This is a genomic window from Methylocella sp. (assembly GCA_037200525.1).
Taxonomy (GTDB): Bacteria; Pseudomonadota; Alphaproteobacteria; order Rhizobiales; family Beijerinckiaceae; genus Methylocapsa.
Map to the genome: position 1 here is coordinate 4,558,121 of JBBCGG010000001.1, position 15,986 is coordinate 4,574,106.

At 58.8% G+C, this 15,986-nt stretch carries 15 protein-coding genes and 2 pseudogenes; 6 read left to right on the forward strand and 11 right to left on the reverse strand.

Annotated elements, in window-relative coordinates:
- Nucleotides 1-421 precede the first annotated feature (421 nt).
- The 3 genes from WDN46_22425 to fdhF all read left to right on the forward strand — a co-directional run bounded on the left by WDN46_22425 (nt 422) and on the right by fdhF (nt 5,932).
- Nucleotides 422-1,179 (forward strand): IS5 family transposase gene (locus WDN46_22425; protein ID MEJ0096064.1). Its coding sequence is split into 2 segments (ribosomal slippage): nt 422-761 and nt 761-1,179, totalling 759 coding nucleotides; the frame shifts between segments, so codons are not numbered across the junction.
- A 284-nt stretch (nt 1,180-1,463) separates the two neighbouring features.
- Nucleotides 1,464-3,176, forward strand: coding sequence for an NAD(P)H-dependent oxidoreductase subunit E (locus tag WDN46_22430; protein ID MEJ0096065.1), 1,713 nt, complete (start codon nt 1,464-1,466; stop codon nt 3,174-3,176).
- Complete coding sequence (fdhF, locus tag WDN46_22435) at nt 3,173-5,932, forward strand: formate dehydrogenase subunit alpha (protein MEJ0096066.1); 2,760 nt, start codon at nt 3,173-3,175, stop codon at nt 5,930-5,932. The genes WDN46_22430 and fdhF overlap by 4 nt, the downstream gene beginning before the upstream one ends.
- A gap of 154 nt (nt 5,933-6,086) precedes the next feature.
- On the opposite strand, the gene WDN46_22440 is transcribed toward fdhF, so the two are convergent.
- The 3 genes from WDN46_22440 to WDN46_22450 form a co-directional block, all read right to left on the reverse strand.
- A complete protein-coding gene (locus WDN46_22440; protein ID MEJ0096067.1) occupies nt 6,087-6,401 on the reverse strand; it encodes a hypothetical protein in 315 nt (104 codons plus the stop codon).
- On the reverse strand, nt 6,388-6,621 hold the full coding sequence (locus WDN46_22445; GenBank protein MEJ0096068.1) for a hypothetical protein: 234 nt from the start codon (nt 6,619-6,621) through the stop codon (nt 6,388-6,390). Before WDN46_22445 ends, WDN46_22440 begins: the two co-directional genes overlap by 14 nt.
- 308 nt (nt 6,622-6,929) lie before the next feature.
- Nucleotides 6,930-7,145: a hypothetical protein gene (locus WDN46_22450; GenBank protein MEJ0096069.1), complete on the reverse strand. Its 216-nt coding sequence runs from the start codon at nt 7,143-7,145 to the stop codon at nt 6,930-6,932.
- Nucleotides 7,146-7,182: 37 nt separating this feature from the next.
- Here WDN46_22450 and WDN46_22455 point away from each other — a divergent pair.
- The 3 genes and pseudogenes from WDN46_22455 (at nt 7,183) to WDN46_22465 (ending at nt 9,920) form a co-directional block, all read left to right on the forward strand.
- Nucleotides 7,183-7,870, forward strand: a pseudogene (locus WDN46_22455) (hypothetical protein).
- 214 nt (nt 7,871-8,084) lie between these two features.
- Entirely contained in the window at nt 8,085-8,306 is a 222-nt protein-coding gene (locus tag WDN46_22460; GenBank protein MEJ0096070.1) for a hypothetical protein, read from the forward strand.
- Between the two features lie 303 nt (nt 8,307-8,609).
- A complete protein-coding gene (locus WDN46_22465; protein MEJ0096071.1) occupies nt 8,610-9,920 on the forward strand; it encodes a TAXI family TRAP transporter solute-binding subunit in 1,311 nt (436 codons plus the stop codon).
- A 316-nt stretch (nt 9,921-10,236) separates the two neighbouring features.
- On the opposite strand, the gene WDN46_22470 is transcribed toward WDN46_22465, so the two are convergent.
- The 8 genes and pseudogenes from WDN46_22470 to WDN46_22505 all read right to left on the reverse strand — a co-directional run bounded on the left by WDN46_22470 (nt 10,237) and on the right by WDN46_22505 (nt 15,961).
- The gene (locus tag WDN46_22470) at nt 10,237-11,190 is read right to left on the reverse strand and encodes a phage portal protein (protein ID MEJ0096072.1); all 954 of its coding nucleotides are present in this window, start codon (nt 11,188-11,190) and stop codon (nt 10,237-10,239) included.
- Nucleotides 11,191-11,426: 236 nt separating this feature from the next.
- Nucleotides 11,427-12,632 carry a succinylglutamate desuccinylase/aspartoacylase family protein gene (locus WDN46_22475; GenBank protein MEJ0096073.1) on the reverse strand — a complete coding sequence of 402 codons (1,206 nt, stop codon included), beginning with the start codon at nt 12,630-12,632 and terminating at the stop codon, nt 11,427-11,429.
- Nucleotides 12,633-12,972: 340 nt separating this feature from the next.
- On the reverse strand, nt 12,973-13,128 hold the full coding sequence (locus tag WDN46_22480; protein MEJ0096074.1) for a hypothetical protein: 156 nt from the start codon (nt 13,126-13,128) through the stop codon (nt 12,973-12,975).
- Nucleotides 13,129-13,390: 262 nt separating this feature from the next.
- Nucleotides 13,391-13,654 (reverse strand): hypothetical protein, encoded by a 264-nt coding sequence (locus WDN46_22485; protein MEJ0096075.1) that lies wholly within the window; start codon nt 13,652-13,654, stop codon nt 13,391-13,393.
- Nucleotides 13,651-13,866 (reverse strand): hypothetical protein, encoded by a 216-nt coding sequence (locus tag WDN46_22490; GenBank protein MEJ0096076.1) that lies wholly within the window; start codon nt 13,864-13,866, stop codon nt 13,651-13,653. The genes WDN46_22485 and WDN46_22490 overlap by 4 nt, the downstream gene beginning before the upstream one ends.
- An 842-nt stretch (nt 13,867-14,708) precedes the next feature.
- Nucleotides 14,709-15,332 carry an IS5 family transposase gene (locus WDN46_22495; protein ID MEJ0096077.1) on the reverse strand — a complete coding sequence of 208 codons (624 nt, stop codon included), beginning with the start codon at nt 15,330-15,332 and terminating at the stop codon, nt 14,709-14,711.
- Nucleotides 15,299-15,469: pseudogene (locus WDN46_22500) on the reverse strand (transposase). Before WDN46_22500 ends, WDN46_22495 begins: the two are co-directional and overlap by 34 nt.
- Nucleotides 15,470-15,559: 90 nt before the next feature.
- Entirely contained in the window at nt 15,560-15,961 is a 402-nt protein-coding gene (locus tag WDN46_22505) for a helix-turn-helix domain-containing protein (GenBank protein MEJ0096078.1), read from the reverse strand.
- Nucleotides 15,962-15,986: the final 25 nt, after the last annotated feature.

Genomic DNA, 15,986 nt, shown 5'->3' on the forward strand with positions numbered 1-15,986 from the left:
GGACACAGCTATTGTTACGATTCGAACGTCATATAACGCTATGAGTGCTAATTTTAATGAATATTTACACAAGCGGTGGCGATGGATATAACATTTCATTATATAGCTAATGTCAATCCACGATGAGAATCTGTTTTTTTAAAAGTTTGGCGTCAGACGGCGAGCGCGAGCTGTCCCTGACGCATTGAGGTTTCCCGACGCCGCCGAATCTCGGCATTGGGATTGCGCTTCAACGGCCGTCGGCGAACGAAAGATTGCGGATTGTGGGAACAGGGCAAAAGGCCGACGAGCCTGGAATTGATTCCACCGAAGTCAAAGCTCATCCCTGGTGATTTGTCCGCGCCCGCGCTAGGGCCCAGACCCATAAAATGGTTGGCGTGACAGGCGGATTGTGATTCACAGCTTCCGAAAGGAAGCGACTATGAATCGGGATCAATTCTGGCTGACGGACGCGCAGTTCGCGAAGATCGCGCCGCATCTTCCCACGGACACGCGCGGCAAGGCGCGCGTCGATGATCGCCGGGTGATCAGCGGGATCATTCATGTGCTGAAATCTGGCGGACGCTGGATTGACGCGCCGCTGGAGTACGGGCCAAAGAAGACTCTCTACAATCGCTACGTTCGCTGGGCTGCTAAGGGCGTTTGGATCGATCTGTTCCACGCGCTTGCGCAAGCAGGCGGGCCGCCGGCGCAGGTCCTCATCGACTCCTCGGCGGTCAAGGCGCATCGCTCGGCCAGTGGCGGCAAAGGGGGGAGAAGAATCAGGCCATCGGCCGTTCGCGCGGCGGGCGCACAACCAAAATCCACGCATTGACCGATGCGGACTGCCGCCCGCTGTCTTTCATGCTCACCGGCGGCCAAATCGCCGATTGCTCGGCGGGCGCGGAGCTTATCGCGCGACTTCCTCCTTGCGAAATCCTCCATGGCGACAAGGGCTACGACGCAAATGCGATCCGTCGGCAGGTCGAGGAGCGCGGAGCTATGCCGAATATCCCGCCCAAGGCCAATCGCAGGTGGAAGAACTGCTTCTCGCCCTTCCTCTATCGAAACCGCAACGCCATCGAACGCATGTTCTGCCGCCTGAAAGACTTCAGGCGCGTGGCTACGCGCTACGACCGAAACGCCATAAACTTCCTCGCGACAGTCTGCATCGCCGTTACCGTCAGCTACTGGTTGTGAGTCTGGACCCTAGCTCAACGCATCGTCTCAGGTCAGCTTTCTATAGGCAATCTCAATAGGATGACGGAATTTTCAGGATTGATCTTCAGGTTTTATCCCGACACGCTTATTTGGAATGCTTAAAAAGTGGCGCGAATGGTTCGATCTGCATCGGGCCTATTAAGGTGCGGAGGTCACTCGCTTGAGGCCGGCTCGTTTCCTCTATATGTAAGATATTTAAGGCATAACGGCCGTCGCAGCTTTGTCAGCGCAGATCGGACGATGATGGAAGGAAACTGCTTCACATGGATGGTGACACGAATTTAGACGTTCGCCACTTCGACCATCCTGGCGAAGGCATCAGGCGCGCAAAGCCAGTCCCGAAAGGGCGGCAGGTCGATCCGCGTGCGTTGGAAGAAATCGAGGCGCTTCTTGGCAATGGATCGCGCCAACGTGATCTGCTGATCGAATATCTGCATCTCATCCAAGACAAGTATAGGCAGATCTCCGCGGCGCATCTCGCGGCCCTGGCCGATGTGATGAAGCTCTCTTTCGCGGAAGTTTTTGAGACCGCGACATTTTACGCCCATTTCGATGTTGTTAAGGAGGGCGAGCGGCCCATTCCACCGCTGACCATCCGAGTTTGCGATTCCCTCACCTGCGCTATGTTCGGCGCTGAGGAATTGATGCACGCGGTCAAAGCCGGTGCGGGCCCGCATGTGCGCGTTGTCCGCGCGCCTTGCGTCGGGCGTTGCGATACGGCGCCCGTCGCCGAAATTGGCCACTATTTCGTCGATCATGCGACGCCAGATAGCGTCTTCGCAGCGGTGGAGCGCGGAGAGACGCATCCGCATATTCCGCGCTATGTCGGTTATGACGATTATGTCGCGCAGGGCGGCTACCAGCTGCTCAAGCGGGTGCGCTCCGGGGCGATGATGACCGAAGCTCTGCTCAAGTCGCTCGAAGAGGCGAGCCTGCGCGGCCTTGGCGGCGCCGGATTTCCCACCGCGCGCAAATGGCGCGCCGTTCTGGGCGAGCCAGGCCCACGCCTGATGGCGATCAATGGCGATGAAGGCGAGCCCGGCACATTCAAGGATCGCTTCTATCTTGAAACCGATCCGCATCGGTTCCTTGAAGGCATGCTGATCGGCGCTCATGTGGTCGAGGCGCCCGAGATTTATATCTATCTGCGCGACGAATATCCGACTGCCCGCGCGATCCTCGAACATGAGATCGCCCAATTACCCCCAGGCGGCCCAACCATTCATATGCGGCGCGGCGCTGGCGCTTATATCTGCGGCGAGGAATCCTCCCTGCTTGAGAGCCTCGAGGGCAAGCGCGGATTACCGCGACATAAGCCACCCTATCCGTTCCAGGTCGGGCTGTTTGGCAAGGCTACTCTCATCAACAATATTGAGACCGTATTTTGGGTCCGCGACATCGTCGAAAAAGGAGCTAATTGGTGGAGTAGCCACGGCCGCAATGATCGGCATGGGCTGCGCAGCTATTCGGTGTCGGGGCGCGTTAAATCGCCAGGCGTCAAACTGGCTCCGGCTGGCGTCACCATTCGCGAATTGATCAACGAATTTTGCGGCGGCATGGCTGACGGTCACGAATTGCGCGCCTATTTGCCGGGCGGCGCCTCGGGCGGCATTCTGCCCGCATCGATGGACGATATCCCGCTCGATTTCGGCACGCTGGAAAAATACGGTTGTTTCATCGGGTCCGCCGCTGTGATCGTTCTGTCGCAACAGGACGACGTCAAGGAGGCGGCGCTGAACCTCATGAAGTTCTTCGAAGACGAAAGCTGCGGCCAGTGCACGCCATGCCGGGTCGGAACGCAAAAGGCAGCGATGCTGATGGAAAAAGGCGCCTGGAACCAGGACCTCCTCGGCGAACTTAGTCAAGTCATGCGCGACGCCTCGATCTGCGGCCTCGGTCAGGCCGCGTCCAATCCATTGACATCCGTGATCAAGTTTTTCCCGGAAGAATTTGCGCCGAAGGAAGCCGCAGAATGAGCGAGAAAATCAGTTTCGAACTCGATGGCCGCGCAGTCGAGGCGACTCCTGGAGAATCCATCTGGCAGGTCGCCAAGCGCTGCGGAACCGACATACCGCATCTATGCTATTCGCCCTCGCCCGATTATCGCGCCGACGGCAATTGCCGCACCTGCATGGTTGAGATCGAGGGAGAGCGCGTGCTCGCCGCCTCCTGCAAGCGCATGCCTGCGGCGGGCATGAAGGTGAAATCAGCAAGCGAGCGCGCCGCCAAGGCGCAGAAGATGGTGATGGAGCTTCTGGTCTCCGATCAGCCGGCGCGCGCCACTTCGCACGATCCCGATTCCAAATTCTGGAACTGGGCTGAGCGCATCGGCGTCACCGAAAGCCGCTTCCCGACGGCGCCGCGTTGGATCGGCGACGACAGCCACACGGCCATGCGGGTCAACCTCGACGCCTGCATTCAATGCAATCTTTGCGTCCGCGCCTGTCGCGAAGTGCAAGTCAACGACGTCATCGGCATGGCTTACCGCAACCATGACGCCAAGATCGTCTTTGATTTCGACGATCCGATGGGGGAATCGACCTGCGTCGCCTGCGGCGAATGCGTTCAAGCTTGTCCCACCGGCGCTTTGATGCCGGCGACGCTGCTCGACGAGCATCAGACCCGCGCCGTCTATCCGGATAGGCAAGTTGACTCTCTCTGCCCATTCTGTGGCGTTGGCTGCCAGGTCACCTATAAGGTCAAAGACGACAAAATCGTCTATGCCGATGGAAAAGACGGTCCCGCCAATCACAATCGCCTGTGCGTCAAGGGCCGCTTTGGTTTTGATTACATCAACCACCCACACCGCTTGACCAAGCCGCTAATCCGCTTGCCGAATGTCAAGAAGGACCCAAACGATCAAGTCGATCCAGCCAATCCTTTCACTCATTTCCGCGAGGCTTCCTGGGAAGAGGCGCTCGATGTCGCCGCCCGAGGTCTTGCCCGCATCCGCGATGAAAAAGGTCCCAAAGCATTGGCTGGCTTCGGCTCGGCCAAAGGCTCTAATGAGGAAGCCTATCTGTTTCAGAAGCTGGTGCGCACTGGCTTTGGATCGAACAATGTCGATCATTGCACACGGCTTTGCCACGCCTCATCTGTCGCCGCTTTGATGGAAGGCATCAATTCGGGCGCCGTGTCGGCTCCGTTCTCGGCAGCGCTTGACGCCGAAGTCCTCATCATCATCGGCGCCAATCCGACCGTCAATCATCCGGTTGCTGCGACGTTCATCAAGAACGCCGCCAAAAAGGGCGCCAAACTGATCATCATGGATCCGCGGCGACAAGCATTATCGCGCCACGCCGAACATCATCTGGCGTTCAAGCCCGGCAGCGACGTCGCCATGCTGAACGCCATGATGAACACGATCATCACGGAGGGTCTGACCGATCAACAATATATCGCCGGCTATACTGAGGGCTTCGAGGATCTGAAGACCCGCATCGCCGATTTTACTCCGGAGAAAATGGCGCCGATTTGTGGAATCGACGCGCAAACGCTGCGCGAAGTCGCGCGGATGTACGCGAAAGCCAAAGCCTCGATTATTTTCTGGGGCATGGGCATCAGCCAGCATGTGCACGGCACCGATAATTCGCGCTGTCTGATCGCGCTCGCGCTCATCACAGGCCAGATCGGGCGCCCCGGCACGGGACTGCATCCGCTACGCGGGCAGAACAACGTCCAAGGCGCCTCGGACGCAGGGCTCATTCCGATGTTTTTGCCGGATTATCAGCCGGTCGATCGCATTGATCTGCGCGAGCCTTTCGAAAAGCTTTGGAACCATGAGATTGATCCGAAGCGCGGCTTGACCGTCGTCGAGATCATGACCGCCGTCCATGCCGGCGAAATCACCGGCATGTATGTCGAGGGCGAAAATCCGGCGATGTCGGATCCTGATCTGCAACATGCACGGGGTGCGCTCGCCATGCTGGACCACCTCGTGGTGCAGGATCTGTTCGTGACAGAGACGGCCTTCCACGCGGACGTCATTCTGCCGGCCTCGGCCTTCGCCGAAAAGGTCGGCAGCTTCACCAACACCGACCGCAGGGTGCAGCTCGCGCGGCAGGTCGTTCCGCCGCCTGGCGATGCGCGTCAGGACATTTGGATCATCGAACAGATCGCCAAACGGATGGGCTGCGACTGGAACTATCAGGGCGTCGGCGAAGTTTTTGACGAAATGGCCAGCTCGATGCCGTCTCTCGCCAACATCACCTGGGAGCGGCTGGAGCGCGAAGGCGCCGTCACCTATCCCGTCGATAGCCCCGACGTTCCTGGCAATGAAATCATTTTCACTACAGGTTTCCCGACCGAGTCGGGGCGGGCGAAGATCGTGCCGGCGAGCGTAATGCCCCCGAATGAAGTGCCGGACGCCGAATATCCTATGGTGCTATCGACTGGCCGCGTGCTGGAACATTGGCACACCGGCTCAATGACGCGCCGGGCCAATGTGCTCGACAATCTGGAGCCTGAGGCGGTGGCCTTCCTGTCGCCGAAGGATCTGCGGCGGCTGGATCTCTGGCCGGGCGACTTCATAAAATTGGAGACGCGCCGCGGCGCAGTGGAGGTCAAAATCCGCTCCGACCGCGATGTGCCGGAAAACATGGTGTTCATGCCGTTCTGTTACGCTGAGGCGGCCGCTAACATATTGACGAATCCCGCTCTCGACCCGTTCGGAAAAATCCCGGAGTTCAAGTTCTGCGCCGCAAAAATCACGCGCGCCGAAGCCCGCGTCTAGCAGATCATCTCCCGCGTTGACGCATCAAAGGGCGATGACGTTTGTGGCGCTTCAGAAAAGGCGCCTCGGCGCGAGGCGGCTTGTCTGGGGACAGCCTATCGCTGAAGTGTGAATTGGTCCGATCACTCTCTGGGTCTTTGCAGATGAATATGATTTATCTGGACTTATCTCGGGCCTTGTCGAGCTCCTTGCTCAAGCGATCGATCGTCGCCGCCAGCTCGTCGACTTGATGCTTCAAATCGTCGACTTGCTCCATGTACCCTGTGATGATTTTTTCGCATGCATCGATGTGCTTCTGATAGCTATCGATCAGAATCTTCATTCGCGCGTCGATCAGAACCGCCATTGGCGGTTGCCTTTTAATCAAGGCGACAACGATTATAGCGATGGCGCCGATGCTCCCAGCGCCCAGCAATTGCCCGAGGCTGCTGGTCACCGCGTTGAAAAGATCGTTTTCATTGGTTGCCATGATCGGTCTTCCCTTCCGCCGAACGGTTGGCGCAAATTAGTTTCACAAAAATTCCTTCGGCGCCGCGCGGGTCGGCCACCAGCTCCATTTGAGCGTTCAGGGTACCGACTGCGCATTCGAACGGAGACACTTCGCGGCTGACAGCGTCGAAGGCCGTTTGCTCGGTACAGGCGTCCGGGCTCAACGCTGCGGAGCAAAATAAAATCAGGGCTGGGATCACTATGACCTCGCTCGGATGATTGCGGCTCGGCGCATTGGCCGATGCCTCAGGTGTTGACGACGGGGCGATGACCGCGGGCGCGATGCTCGCGATCGCCGAGGCGAGCAGTTATTTCTCGCAGTGAATCCAGATGCGCCCTTCGATTCGGCTCATCTGAGGAGGGGTGACCGCCGCGGCGCTCGACAGGCCGCAGTAGCGCCGCTCCATCTCAACAGTGTACCGCAACACTTCTTTCCAGCGATGCGGAGGTGCTGGATTTTGAAGAACCAAAAAGACAATCGCGGCTTTGACGAGAACAGACGCCGCCCTTAGAGAGCGACCGGCATCCCGCCGAATTTCGAACAATCAGGCGCCAGAGAGGCGTAGAGTTTGCCGAAAAATACTTTGACCGCTCCCTTGGTATCCACGGCGCCGATCGCCGAAATGTCCGCGCCGTCACAAGAAACGGTCATGCCGAGAGTCTTCAGATCTTGAGCGAGTTTAGCCGCGGCGGGTGAGGTGATCGTGGCGATCGCGCCGGCCACAGTGGCGTCAATAGTGGTAATGCCGGATTGGACTCCCGGCTATGTCCACATCGACAGCTGCGAACTGCGCCATGCGGACGGCAAACTGATCATGTTCACTGATCATGTCCCTGGCCATCGATCGCGTCTCCAAGTTCGCCTATGTCGAGTTCCACGACCGCGCCGGCAAGATAGAGGGCGCGGCTTTTCTGCGCAACGTCGCGGCGGCCTTCCCCTACAAAATCCACACGGTGTTGACCGACAACGGAATGGCCTTCGCCGACCTGCCCAAAAACCGCCACGGCCCCAGCCGCCGATTTCTCGGCCCGCATATTTTCGACCGAGTCTGCATCGAGCATGGCATCGAACACCGGCTGACCAAGCCTTACCATCCGTGGACCAATGGCGGAGCTGGCTTGAGGCTCCGGCGAGCGAAGCTCGTTGGAGAAGCCAGCGGAGGTCAAGCCGAACGCACGAACCGCACCATCAACGATGCGACGCTCAAACTGTTCCACTACCCGGATATCGAGAGCCTCAAAGCGCACGTCCTCGCCTTCGTCGCGGCCTACAACTTCGCCAAGCATCTTAAGGCCTTGCGGTGGAAAACGCCGTTCGAGGCGATGACTCACGCCTGGACAACCGATCCTTCAATCTTCAAAATCAACCCGCGTCACCTCATTCTGGGATCAAACAACTGGCGACAGCTTCCGGACGTTTGCGGAAGTTCGGCTCACAGTTCTCGATGACGGGAGGGAGACAACCCGGATATTAAGGTACGTTCCATTCAAACCTATCCGCTTGCCAAAAACCCTTGGCCGGGGCAGATTCGGAATGGAACTGATGGCGAGCTGGGGAATGTCGGCCAAGTGCGTTATCTGTGGCCTAACTTGAGCTACGCGTTCCAGCCTTCCGAACGGACCGTTCATCATCCGGGCATCCTTCGAAGAGGAGAAACGAATAATGAAAACGACACACACGGTGCTGTTGTCCGCAGGTCTTGTGGCAGCGCTCGCGTTTGCGAGTTCGGAGACGTATGCTGCCGGGCCGATGATCGCGCCGGGCGCGCTTGCAACGACTTCGGTCGGGAGTGCCGAGGCGATCGTGGAGAAGACGGTTGTTGTCGTGCGCAGACGCGCCGTAGTGCGCAGACCTGTTGCGGTGCACAGGCGCGTCGTGCGCTAACGGGCTTTTTCGACTGGATCTTTGCGACTCGATATCGATGGCCCAAGGTGCGGCCCGTGGGCACGTGCTATGGCACAGAAACCTATCTGATGCCTCGACACGGGCGACTTCTCCGTTGCTGTCCCCCCTGCGTGCTGCGCCACAGATGCACCGGCGAGCACGCGAGGGGGGAAGACGCTGTTCGGAGCATCGATCGCGGGATGGCTTTAGGCCGCTCAGGCACGCTCCGGCCTGAAACAAGTTTGCCTTGACATAAAAATGCTTTAGCGCCGATGCGAGAAACCAGAATAAGGGACTTCTCCTATGCGCCCTGCGCTACTTCTGACCGCAGGTCTCTTGATCGTCGTGGCGGCCCTCGCCGCGGCGGTCTATTTCTGGTCGCCGCAAGCAAACCTCCGCGTAACGACCGGTCCACCCGGCAGCACGGCCTATCGCTTCATCACGGCCTTCGCTTCGGTGACCGAGGCAAATCATCCGCGGATCCACATTAAACTCGTCCAAGTCGCCGATTTGGCGGCGAGCGCTAAGGCGATCGAAGATCACGCCACGGACCTCGGCATCGTGCGCAGCGACGCTGTGATCCCCGCCAACGGCGAGACCATCGCCATTCTGCGCCGGGATGTCGTCGCTTTCGTTGTGCCGGCCAAATCCCCAATCGACAAAATCCCAAGCATCACCGGCAAGACCATCGGCATCCCTCAAGGGCCCTTGCAAACTTACAACGAGCAGACCCTCGATTCGATCTTGAGCTATTACAATATTCCGGCGAATTCGGTAAAACGGGTTTTCCTGCCGCTCGCTGAAATCGGGGCGGCAGTTCATGACAAGCATGTGGTGGCCGTTCTCGCCGTCGGTCCGATGGGGCCAGGCGAGGTCGTTGACGTTGTCGGCGCCATCAAGCTCGCGACCAAGCGCGCCCCGGACATCCTCGCCATCGACGAGGCGGTCGCCATCAACAAGCGTTTTCCTGGCCTCGAGTCGATCGACGTGCCCGCCGGTGCCTTCCAAGGGCGGCCGCCCATCCCCGATGATACGGTGACAACCCTCGCCATCACCTACCGCTTCGTCGCTCCAAACACGATGCTCGACGCCGTGGCTGGAGCGATTGCGCGATCCATTTTCAAGACCAAAGCCCAGCTGGTGGCCAAAACGCCGCTCGCCAGTCAGATCGAAGCACCCGACCCCGACGACAAGAACCCAGTCTTGCCGGTTCATCCGGGCGTCGCCGCCTATCTCAACAGTGGAGAGCAGAGCTTCTTCGATGAGTTCCAAAAATATTTCTATCTGGGCGGCATGGCTCTAAGCATGGCCGGCTCTGCGGTCGCGCTCCTCGTCGGACGCCTCAATCGCAAGAAATCCGAAAGCGATCTACGGCAAATCGATCGCCTGATCGAGCTCGCCGACGAGGCTCTTGTGTCGCAAGCTTCCGAACTCAAAGCCTTGGAGGCGGAACTCAACGGGATTATTTCCTGGTTCGTCAAGAGACAAGCCAGCGGGACCGCCGACGCGACAGCATTTTCCATCGCCATCACACACGCCCAGCACTCCATCGAGAAACAACGCGAAGCGCTCCGGCAAGGGCAGATAGGCTCCATACCTCGAAAAGAACCGTGAAAAGGTTTTGTTTCAAAATTTGCAGGAGGCGCGCATTGAACAAGTGGCTCGGAGCGATCAGACCGCGATTCGCGAATAATGATGCATGTCGTTGGCCGGGACTTGATCCTCGCGGATTATCGCAAAGACGAATCGCGTGGAATGACTGCTTACGTCACCGACATCATTCAGGCGGCTTGAGCGAATGACCGCTTTCTACCCGTTATGGTTGAAAACACCCCCGACATGATGTCCGCCTTCGAGGAACGGCCAACTTCGGCGGAGCGGCCGACATGGGCCCGAAGCGGCTGTTCATCCGCGCGCTGAAGGCCATATTTCATGAACTGACATTCGGTTGCCCACCGTTGGGCGTTTCTCTCTCGTCTGGGCCATGCGTCGGGACGTTGTCCGCGCCGGGCGTATCGCCTTCGCCGGCGGCTGGATGCCCTGCGCCATCGGGCGCAGTGCCGGTGGCATCAGAACCCAGGGCGGCCATGTTGAGCGGCGGATAGACTTCGTCTCCGCCCTCGACCGGCGGAAGATTCTCGCCGGCGCGCACTTCGTTTGGCGAAAGAAAGCCGGTCAGCATGCCGACGCGGACGGAATTGTAGCGGGTCGTGATGTCCGCGCGCAGGAGTACCGTCTCGTCCATGTCGATCTCGAGGCTTTCGTCGGAGACGCCGATGGAATCGCGCGCGACGCCGATCGTCGAAAGCGCCATAAGCGCGTTCAAGCTCAGGCCGCGCAGATGAAAAATATCCTCCGAGGCGATCGAGGACGGAAACTCGCGCAGCATGGCGATTTGCCAGAGGCCGAGCCGATTGACGTTGTAGAAGATCTGGCCGTCGAAGCCCTCTAGTACGAGAACGACGTCCGGATTGACCGGAATGAGCTCGGAAATTACGCCGCGCCCGTCGCGCTTGATCGCCGCATAGGCATTGCCGCGTAGAAGACAGGCGGCGTTCATTTGCTCCATAAACTCAAACCAGGTCTGAACCCGGTTGGGACGGCGAAAGACCTTGCACAGCGGGTGCGTGGTGTTTTGCACGCGAGAGCCGTCGGACTGACGCCTGAACAGCCGCGGCGTGCAGCGCGCGGTATCCTGGCTGCGGATGGTGACGCAGGCGTAGACGGTCGACACCGCCATCGCCGTGCCCTGGCTGATGTTCAGCCCCGTAGTTGACGGCGTCGAGCCCAATGTTGGCAGATATCCCATCGCTGGAAGCGCGGCGCCGACGCCAGCTTTCTCTTTTGGCGCGAAGGCCTGACGGATGCGGGAGACGAGGCTCATGCTTTTCTGCAGCGGCCTTCAAAAGTCGCGATAATCTCGCTCGAAATTTCGCTAGAGGTGATCTGAATCCGTTCGTACGCAGTGCTTGGACGCGACGTCTTCCGCTCCTTCGCCTCTCTCCAGGAAGCCATTAACCGCTTCTTCGCCGAGGCCAATACCGAGCCAAAGCCCTTCCATTGAGCCAAGGACCCGGACACCATCATCTCCGCCGTCAGACGCTGGCGCCAAGTGTTGGACTACTCGGGATAAGTCTCACCGCCGTCTGGCGTCGCCTTATGGAAAAGAATGAATGCCAGAGGGTTGCCGGGCTCGGACATCGCGTCGCTACGCTGGCCTGTGACCTCTCCGGCAACGCTGCTTGTATATTCCGCAACCACTTCGCCGAAAGTGTCGCGCTGGATGGCCACCTTCTGCCCGGCTTCGACCTTGTCATTGAGCTTGACCAGATGCTCGACGAGCCCGCCCTGGGTCGCAAGGATCGGCAGCGCGCTGTTGCCGATAAAGATACCTACGTCCTTGCCTGTGCGCCCCATTGGCCCGGCAAGGATGCCGTGATGCTTGAGGACGTTCATTGTGCCTTCCACGAACAGCGAGATCATCTCAAGGTTCAGGACACGCGCAGCGCCGATCTCCGGCGTGAAAGATGGGATGCCCACGTCGCCAAACGCATTATGCAGGACGCCGGGATACACGTGATTGTCGAAGATCTGGCCGACAGGGTAGAGTTCCGCCATCGCCCTGATCTCCGGCACATCCATGCCGGCGATATTGAATGCGGTGACATCGAATCCGGTTGTCCCGGTATGGAAGTCGATCGCGGCGTCGGCGTTCGGCCGCAGCAGCCGGTTGAACAGGAGCCCGGCATGTCGGCTGGGCGCGGCGGCGCCGTTCTCGTTTCCCGGCCATTCCCGATTCATGTCGATCAGATCAATGCCTCTGCCCGAATTGGGCCATCTGCGCTGCATGCTTTCCATGGCCGGGCGGGACACGTCCGTGACCGCCATCACCGTGCCCGACATCTCCGCGGGATCGAGCTGGTTCATCACGGTCTGGACCGTATGCACGGAACTCATCTCGTCGCCGTGCACGCCGCTGACCAGAACGACGCGCTTGCCCGGCTTTGCCCCCTTAGCAACCGTCACGGACACATACCAGTACTGTCCGGTGGGCATCTGAACGCCCCGAAAATACAAAAAGTGCTTCCGCCCGGGCTCCAGGTCGTTGACGTCGAGCGCGCTGACGACCTTTTTCCCCTGGATTGCGTCGCCGGTGTAGACCGTTGCTGATGGCGCACCCGGCGCCGGGCTGACAGAAGAAGTCGCTGAGTTCTGGGCGTTCGCAGAACCGGCATTGACCACGAGAGCAGCCGATACGCCGACCGTTGCAACTGATGTGATCATGAAGTCGCGGCGATCGAAGCGTTCTTTTGGCTTGTTTGACATGATCGAGGTCCATACCGTGTAAAAAACGACGTTTCGGACGCCAGCATACACGTCGATTGTAAATTGCTCATCTTCATGCGTGAGCGCCGACCTCGCGGCTTGCGACTTTGCTGCGTCGTTCGGCAATGCCCATAGAGGGCGCGAGTATGATCGAGATTTACAGGAGGCGGCAAGACGGGAAGGCCTCAAAATCTTCCTTGTCAGATGGCCCAGTCAATTCAGATCACCAATAGCTCAAGAACTCTCGAAAGGCTAGCAACCCGCTACGATAAAACTCCTACGAGCTATCTCGGGTTCGTCCAAATTGCCTCTATTCGGATTTGGATCTCAACCATCCTGCTCATTGCAGGACCAACCAGACGATGACGAGCATCCAGCCAATGCCAAAGATTCGGATTCCCCAGAAGGCAATGCGCTCGCTCAGATCCGATGCCAAAAGAAGCGAAACGAAGGATACCACGAAAAAGATCGCAACCGTATTATCATCAACGCTCATCTCTACTTCCGAAATCAGGTCGTGTAGCACCCGCCATCGAGCAACGATTTTGCGACTGGCGTACGCGTACAGGCATGGTGGCTGTCCTCAAATGCTTTGACCTCTGCCGCGCGTTACGAATTCGAAGCTAGAGAGAAAACGTGGCTCCGGCGCGGGCACAGTCTTTTGTCGCTGGCACTTAAAATCCTAATGGCGACAAATTTGTTTCCATCTGGAGAAAAATGGTTTCCGACGTAACAATCCGGACATTGGGTATTGGGGGTCACCGGCGCGCCCTATCGATCATAGCGCGCCATACGATATTAGGCGACGTATAGGAAACCGACGCCAAGGCCTCATAGCCTGCGGTAATCATTTCATCTGTCGGCTCGCTCATAGCATCAATCGCGGCGAGCGCGTCGTCAGCATAATCCTCCCATTGCTTGCCGCTGATCGCACCGTCGAGCATGTTGTATCGCGGCGCATCCGGATCCACGCCGTCTTTGCGACAAAGGGCGCGCGCCACTCGTTCTACCATTTTGTTCATCGGAGAATTCCAAGCCACACCATCGCCAGCAGACATCCGATCGCAATAATTCCGATTGCAAAAATAGCAAATCGCTCGTGCCGGTCCCGGCCGAAAACAACCAGACTCAAAGCGATCATTGAAATAGCGCCGATCATGAGGATGGCAATAGCGCTGTGCTCTGGTTCCAAAATGACTCGCCCCGAATTGAACCCGGAAATTTCTTCCGACATCCTTTTCGAATAAATGCGCAACCCTGGGTGTGGGGATTGCCACAAATCGACCGTACGAAGCGCATCGCTGAGTCTTGCGGGCTCTCCTGCACCGTACCGCTCACGGCGGACGCTTGCCGTTTCTGGCCACTTTGCGGCTCTGTTTGGCGTGGATTGAATCCGAATCCCCGTCGCGCCCGAATGGGATCACGCCTGCGGAGGCATCCGCCGCGGCGCGCCTGTGTTGTGCAACCAGTACACGCGGGTCGCTCGATTAAGATAATAAGCCGCGGCGCCGCGCGAATTGCAGTTTGAGCTTTCAGTCAAAGGCGCCACGCTCGCCAATGAGCCTCATCTCCCGCATCCGACAGACCTTCGCGCCAAAAGAGAAAGGCGTCGGCGCCACGCTCCCGGCCATGGGATATCTGCCGACGCTGGGCTCGACGCCCTCGACGACGGGGCTGAACATCGCCAGGGCACGGCGATGGCGGTGTCGACCGTCTTTGCCTGCGTTACCATCCGCTCGCAGGATACCCGCCCGTTGCACGCTGCGCCTGTTCAGGCGTCAGTCCGACGGCTCAAGTGCAAAATACGACGCACCCGCTGTGCAAAGTCTTTCGCCGACCGAAACGAGTTCAGAATTGGTTCGAATTCATGGAGCAAATGAACGCCGCCTATCTTCTGCGCGGCAATGCGTGTGCGGCCATCAAGCGCGACGTAATTCCGAGATGATTCCGATCAATCCGGACCGATGCGCGCTACGTCCGACGATGAGGAAACGAAGAACATCCGCACGCTGCCGAATGAAAGTGGGTGAGATAGCTCGGCATTGGGGCCTTGTCGGACCGAGCTAGGCTCAGGACTCATTGATTGAGATAGAAGAGGACGGCGGCTGCGATGCAGATGGCGGAGAAGAAGGTGTGGGCGCATCGATCATAGCGGGTTGCGATGCGCCGCCAGTCCTTGAGCTTGGCGAACATGTTCTCGATTTTGTGACGCTGGCGGTAGAGCGTCTTGTCATAGGCAATGGGAAGCTTGCGGCTTCTGGTTGGCGGGATGCAGGGCTCGACGCCCCTGGCCTTCAGCGCGGCGCGGAACCAGTTGCTGTCGTAGCCCCTGTCGGCGATCAACATTGAAGCGGGCGGTAAAGCCTTGAGCATCAGCCGCGCGCCCTTGTGGTCGCTCATCTGGCCCTCCGAGAGCAACATGACGAGGGGCTTGCCGGCGCCGTCGCAAACGACGTGGAGCTTCGAGTTCAGTCCGCCTTTCGTGCGCCCGATACGGCGGGGAAGAGCCCCTTTTTGAGCAGGCTCGCCGCTGTGCGATGCGCCTTCAGATGCGTGGCGTCGATCATGATGCGCTCGGGCTTTGGACCTTCGCCAGCGAGCGCGGCGAATATGCGGTCGAAGACGCCGAGCCGGCTCCAGCGGATGAAGCGATTGTAAAGCGTCTTGTGCGGCCCGTAATCCTTGGGCGCATCTTTCCATTGCAGGCCGTTGCGGATCACATAGACGATTCCGCTGACCACCCGACGGTCGTCAACCCGCGGAACGCCATGCGACAGAGGAAAATGCGGCGCAAGCCGCGCCATCTGCCGCTCGCCCAACAAAAACAAATCACTCATCCCAGCCTCCCCATGCGGAGACCAGGAATCACATCTCAGGCAAATTTAATAGGTCCTGAGCCTAGCTCTCGCGGCCAGTGGAATTTAATTCTAAGGGGCGAGGGCATCGATGATGCGACACTCAGCGATCGTCCCGCGGCTGCACTGGCCAATCAGCGAAGCAAGGCCGCGGTGTAAGGCCTTGAGGTCAGCGATCTTGCGCTCGACCTCTCGGAGGTGCTCGCGGGCTATGCAATCGACGGCCTCACAAGGGCGGTCCTTCTGATCGGAAAGGCTGAGCAGATCTCGTATCTGCGCAAGCGAAAAACCAAGGTCGCGAGCGCGGCGGATGAAGCTCAGCCGACCGAGGTGCAATGAGTTGTATCTTCGGTAGTTGCTCGCTGTGCGTGCAGGCGCCGGCAGCAGATCGATCCGTTCATAGTACCGGATTGTCTCAACTTTAGTGCCCGCGCTCCTCGCGAGATCGCCGATCAATAGAACTTCCATCATCATCTTGACCCTATACGGACTACAGGGT

Bases quoted from the DNA above. Each gene is read 5' to 3' on its own strand.
- WDN46_22470 (MEJ0096072.1), bottom strand. From the start codon at position 11,190: ATGAGCCTCGTCTCCCGCATCCGTCAGGCCTTCGCGCCAAAAGAGAAA.
- WDN46_22495 (MEJ0096077.1), bottom strand. From the start codon at position 15,332: ATGGAAAGATGCGCCCAAGGATTACGGGCCGCACAAGACGCTTTACAA.
- WDN46_22430 (MEJ0096065.1), top strand. From the start codon at position 1,464: ATGGATGGTGACACGAATTTAGACGTTCGCCACTTCGACCATCCTGGC.
- WDN46_22475 (MEJ0096073.1), bottom strand. From the start codon at position 12,632: ATGTCAAACAAGCCAAAAGAACGCTTCGATCGCCGCGACTTCATGATC.
- WDN46_22480 (MEJ0096074.1), bottom strand. From the start codon at position 13,128: ATGAGCGTTGATGATAATACGGTTGCGATCTTTTTCGTGGTATCCTTC.
- WDN46_22505 (MEJ0096078.1), bottom strand. From the start codon at position 15,961: ATGATGATGGAAGTTCTATTGATCGGCGATCTCGCGAGGAGCGCGGGC.
- WDN46_22465 (MEJ0096071.1), top strand. From the start codon at position 8,610: ATGCGCCCTGCGCTACTTCTGACCGCAGGTCTCTTGATCGTCGTGGCG.
- WDN46_22440 (MEJ0096067.1), bottom strand. From the start codon at position 6,401: ATGGCAACCAATGAAAACGATCTTTTCAACGCGGTGACCAGCAGCCTC.
- fdhF (MEJ0096066.1), top strand. From the start codon at position 3,173: ATGAGCGAGAAAATCAGTTTCGAACTCGATGGCCGCGCAGTCGAGGCG.
- WDN46_22485 (MEJ0096075.1), bottom strand. From the start codon at position 13,654: ATGAACAAAATGGTAGAACGAGTGGCGCGCGCCCTTTGTCGCAAAGAC.
- WDN46_22460 (MEJ0096070.1), top strand. From the start codon at position 8,085: ATGAAAACGACACACACGGTGCTGTTGTCCGCAGGTCTTGTGGCAGCG.
- WDN46_22490 (MEJ0096076.1), bottom strand. From the start codon at position 13,866: ATGTCGGAAGAAATTTCCGGGTTCAATTCGGGGCGAGTCATTTTGGAA.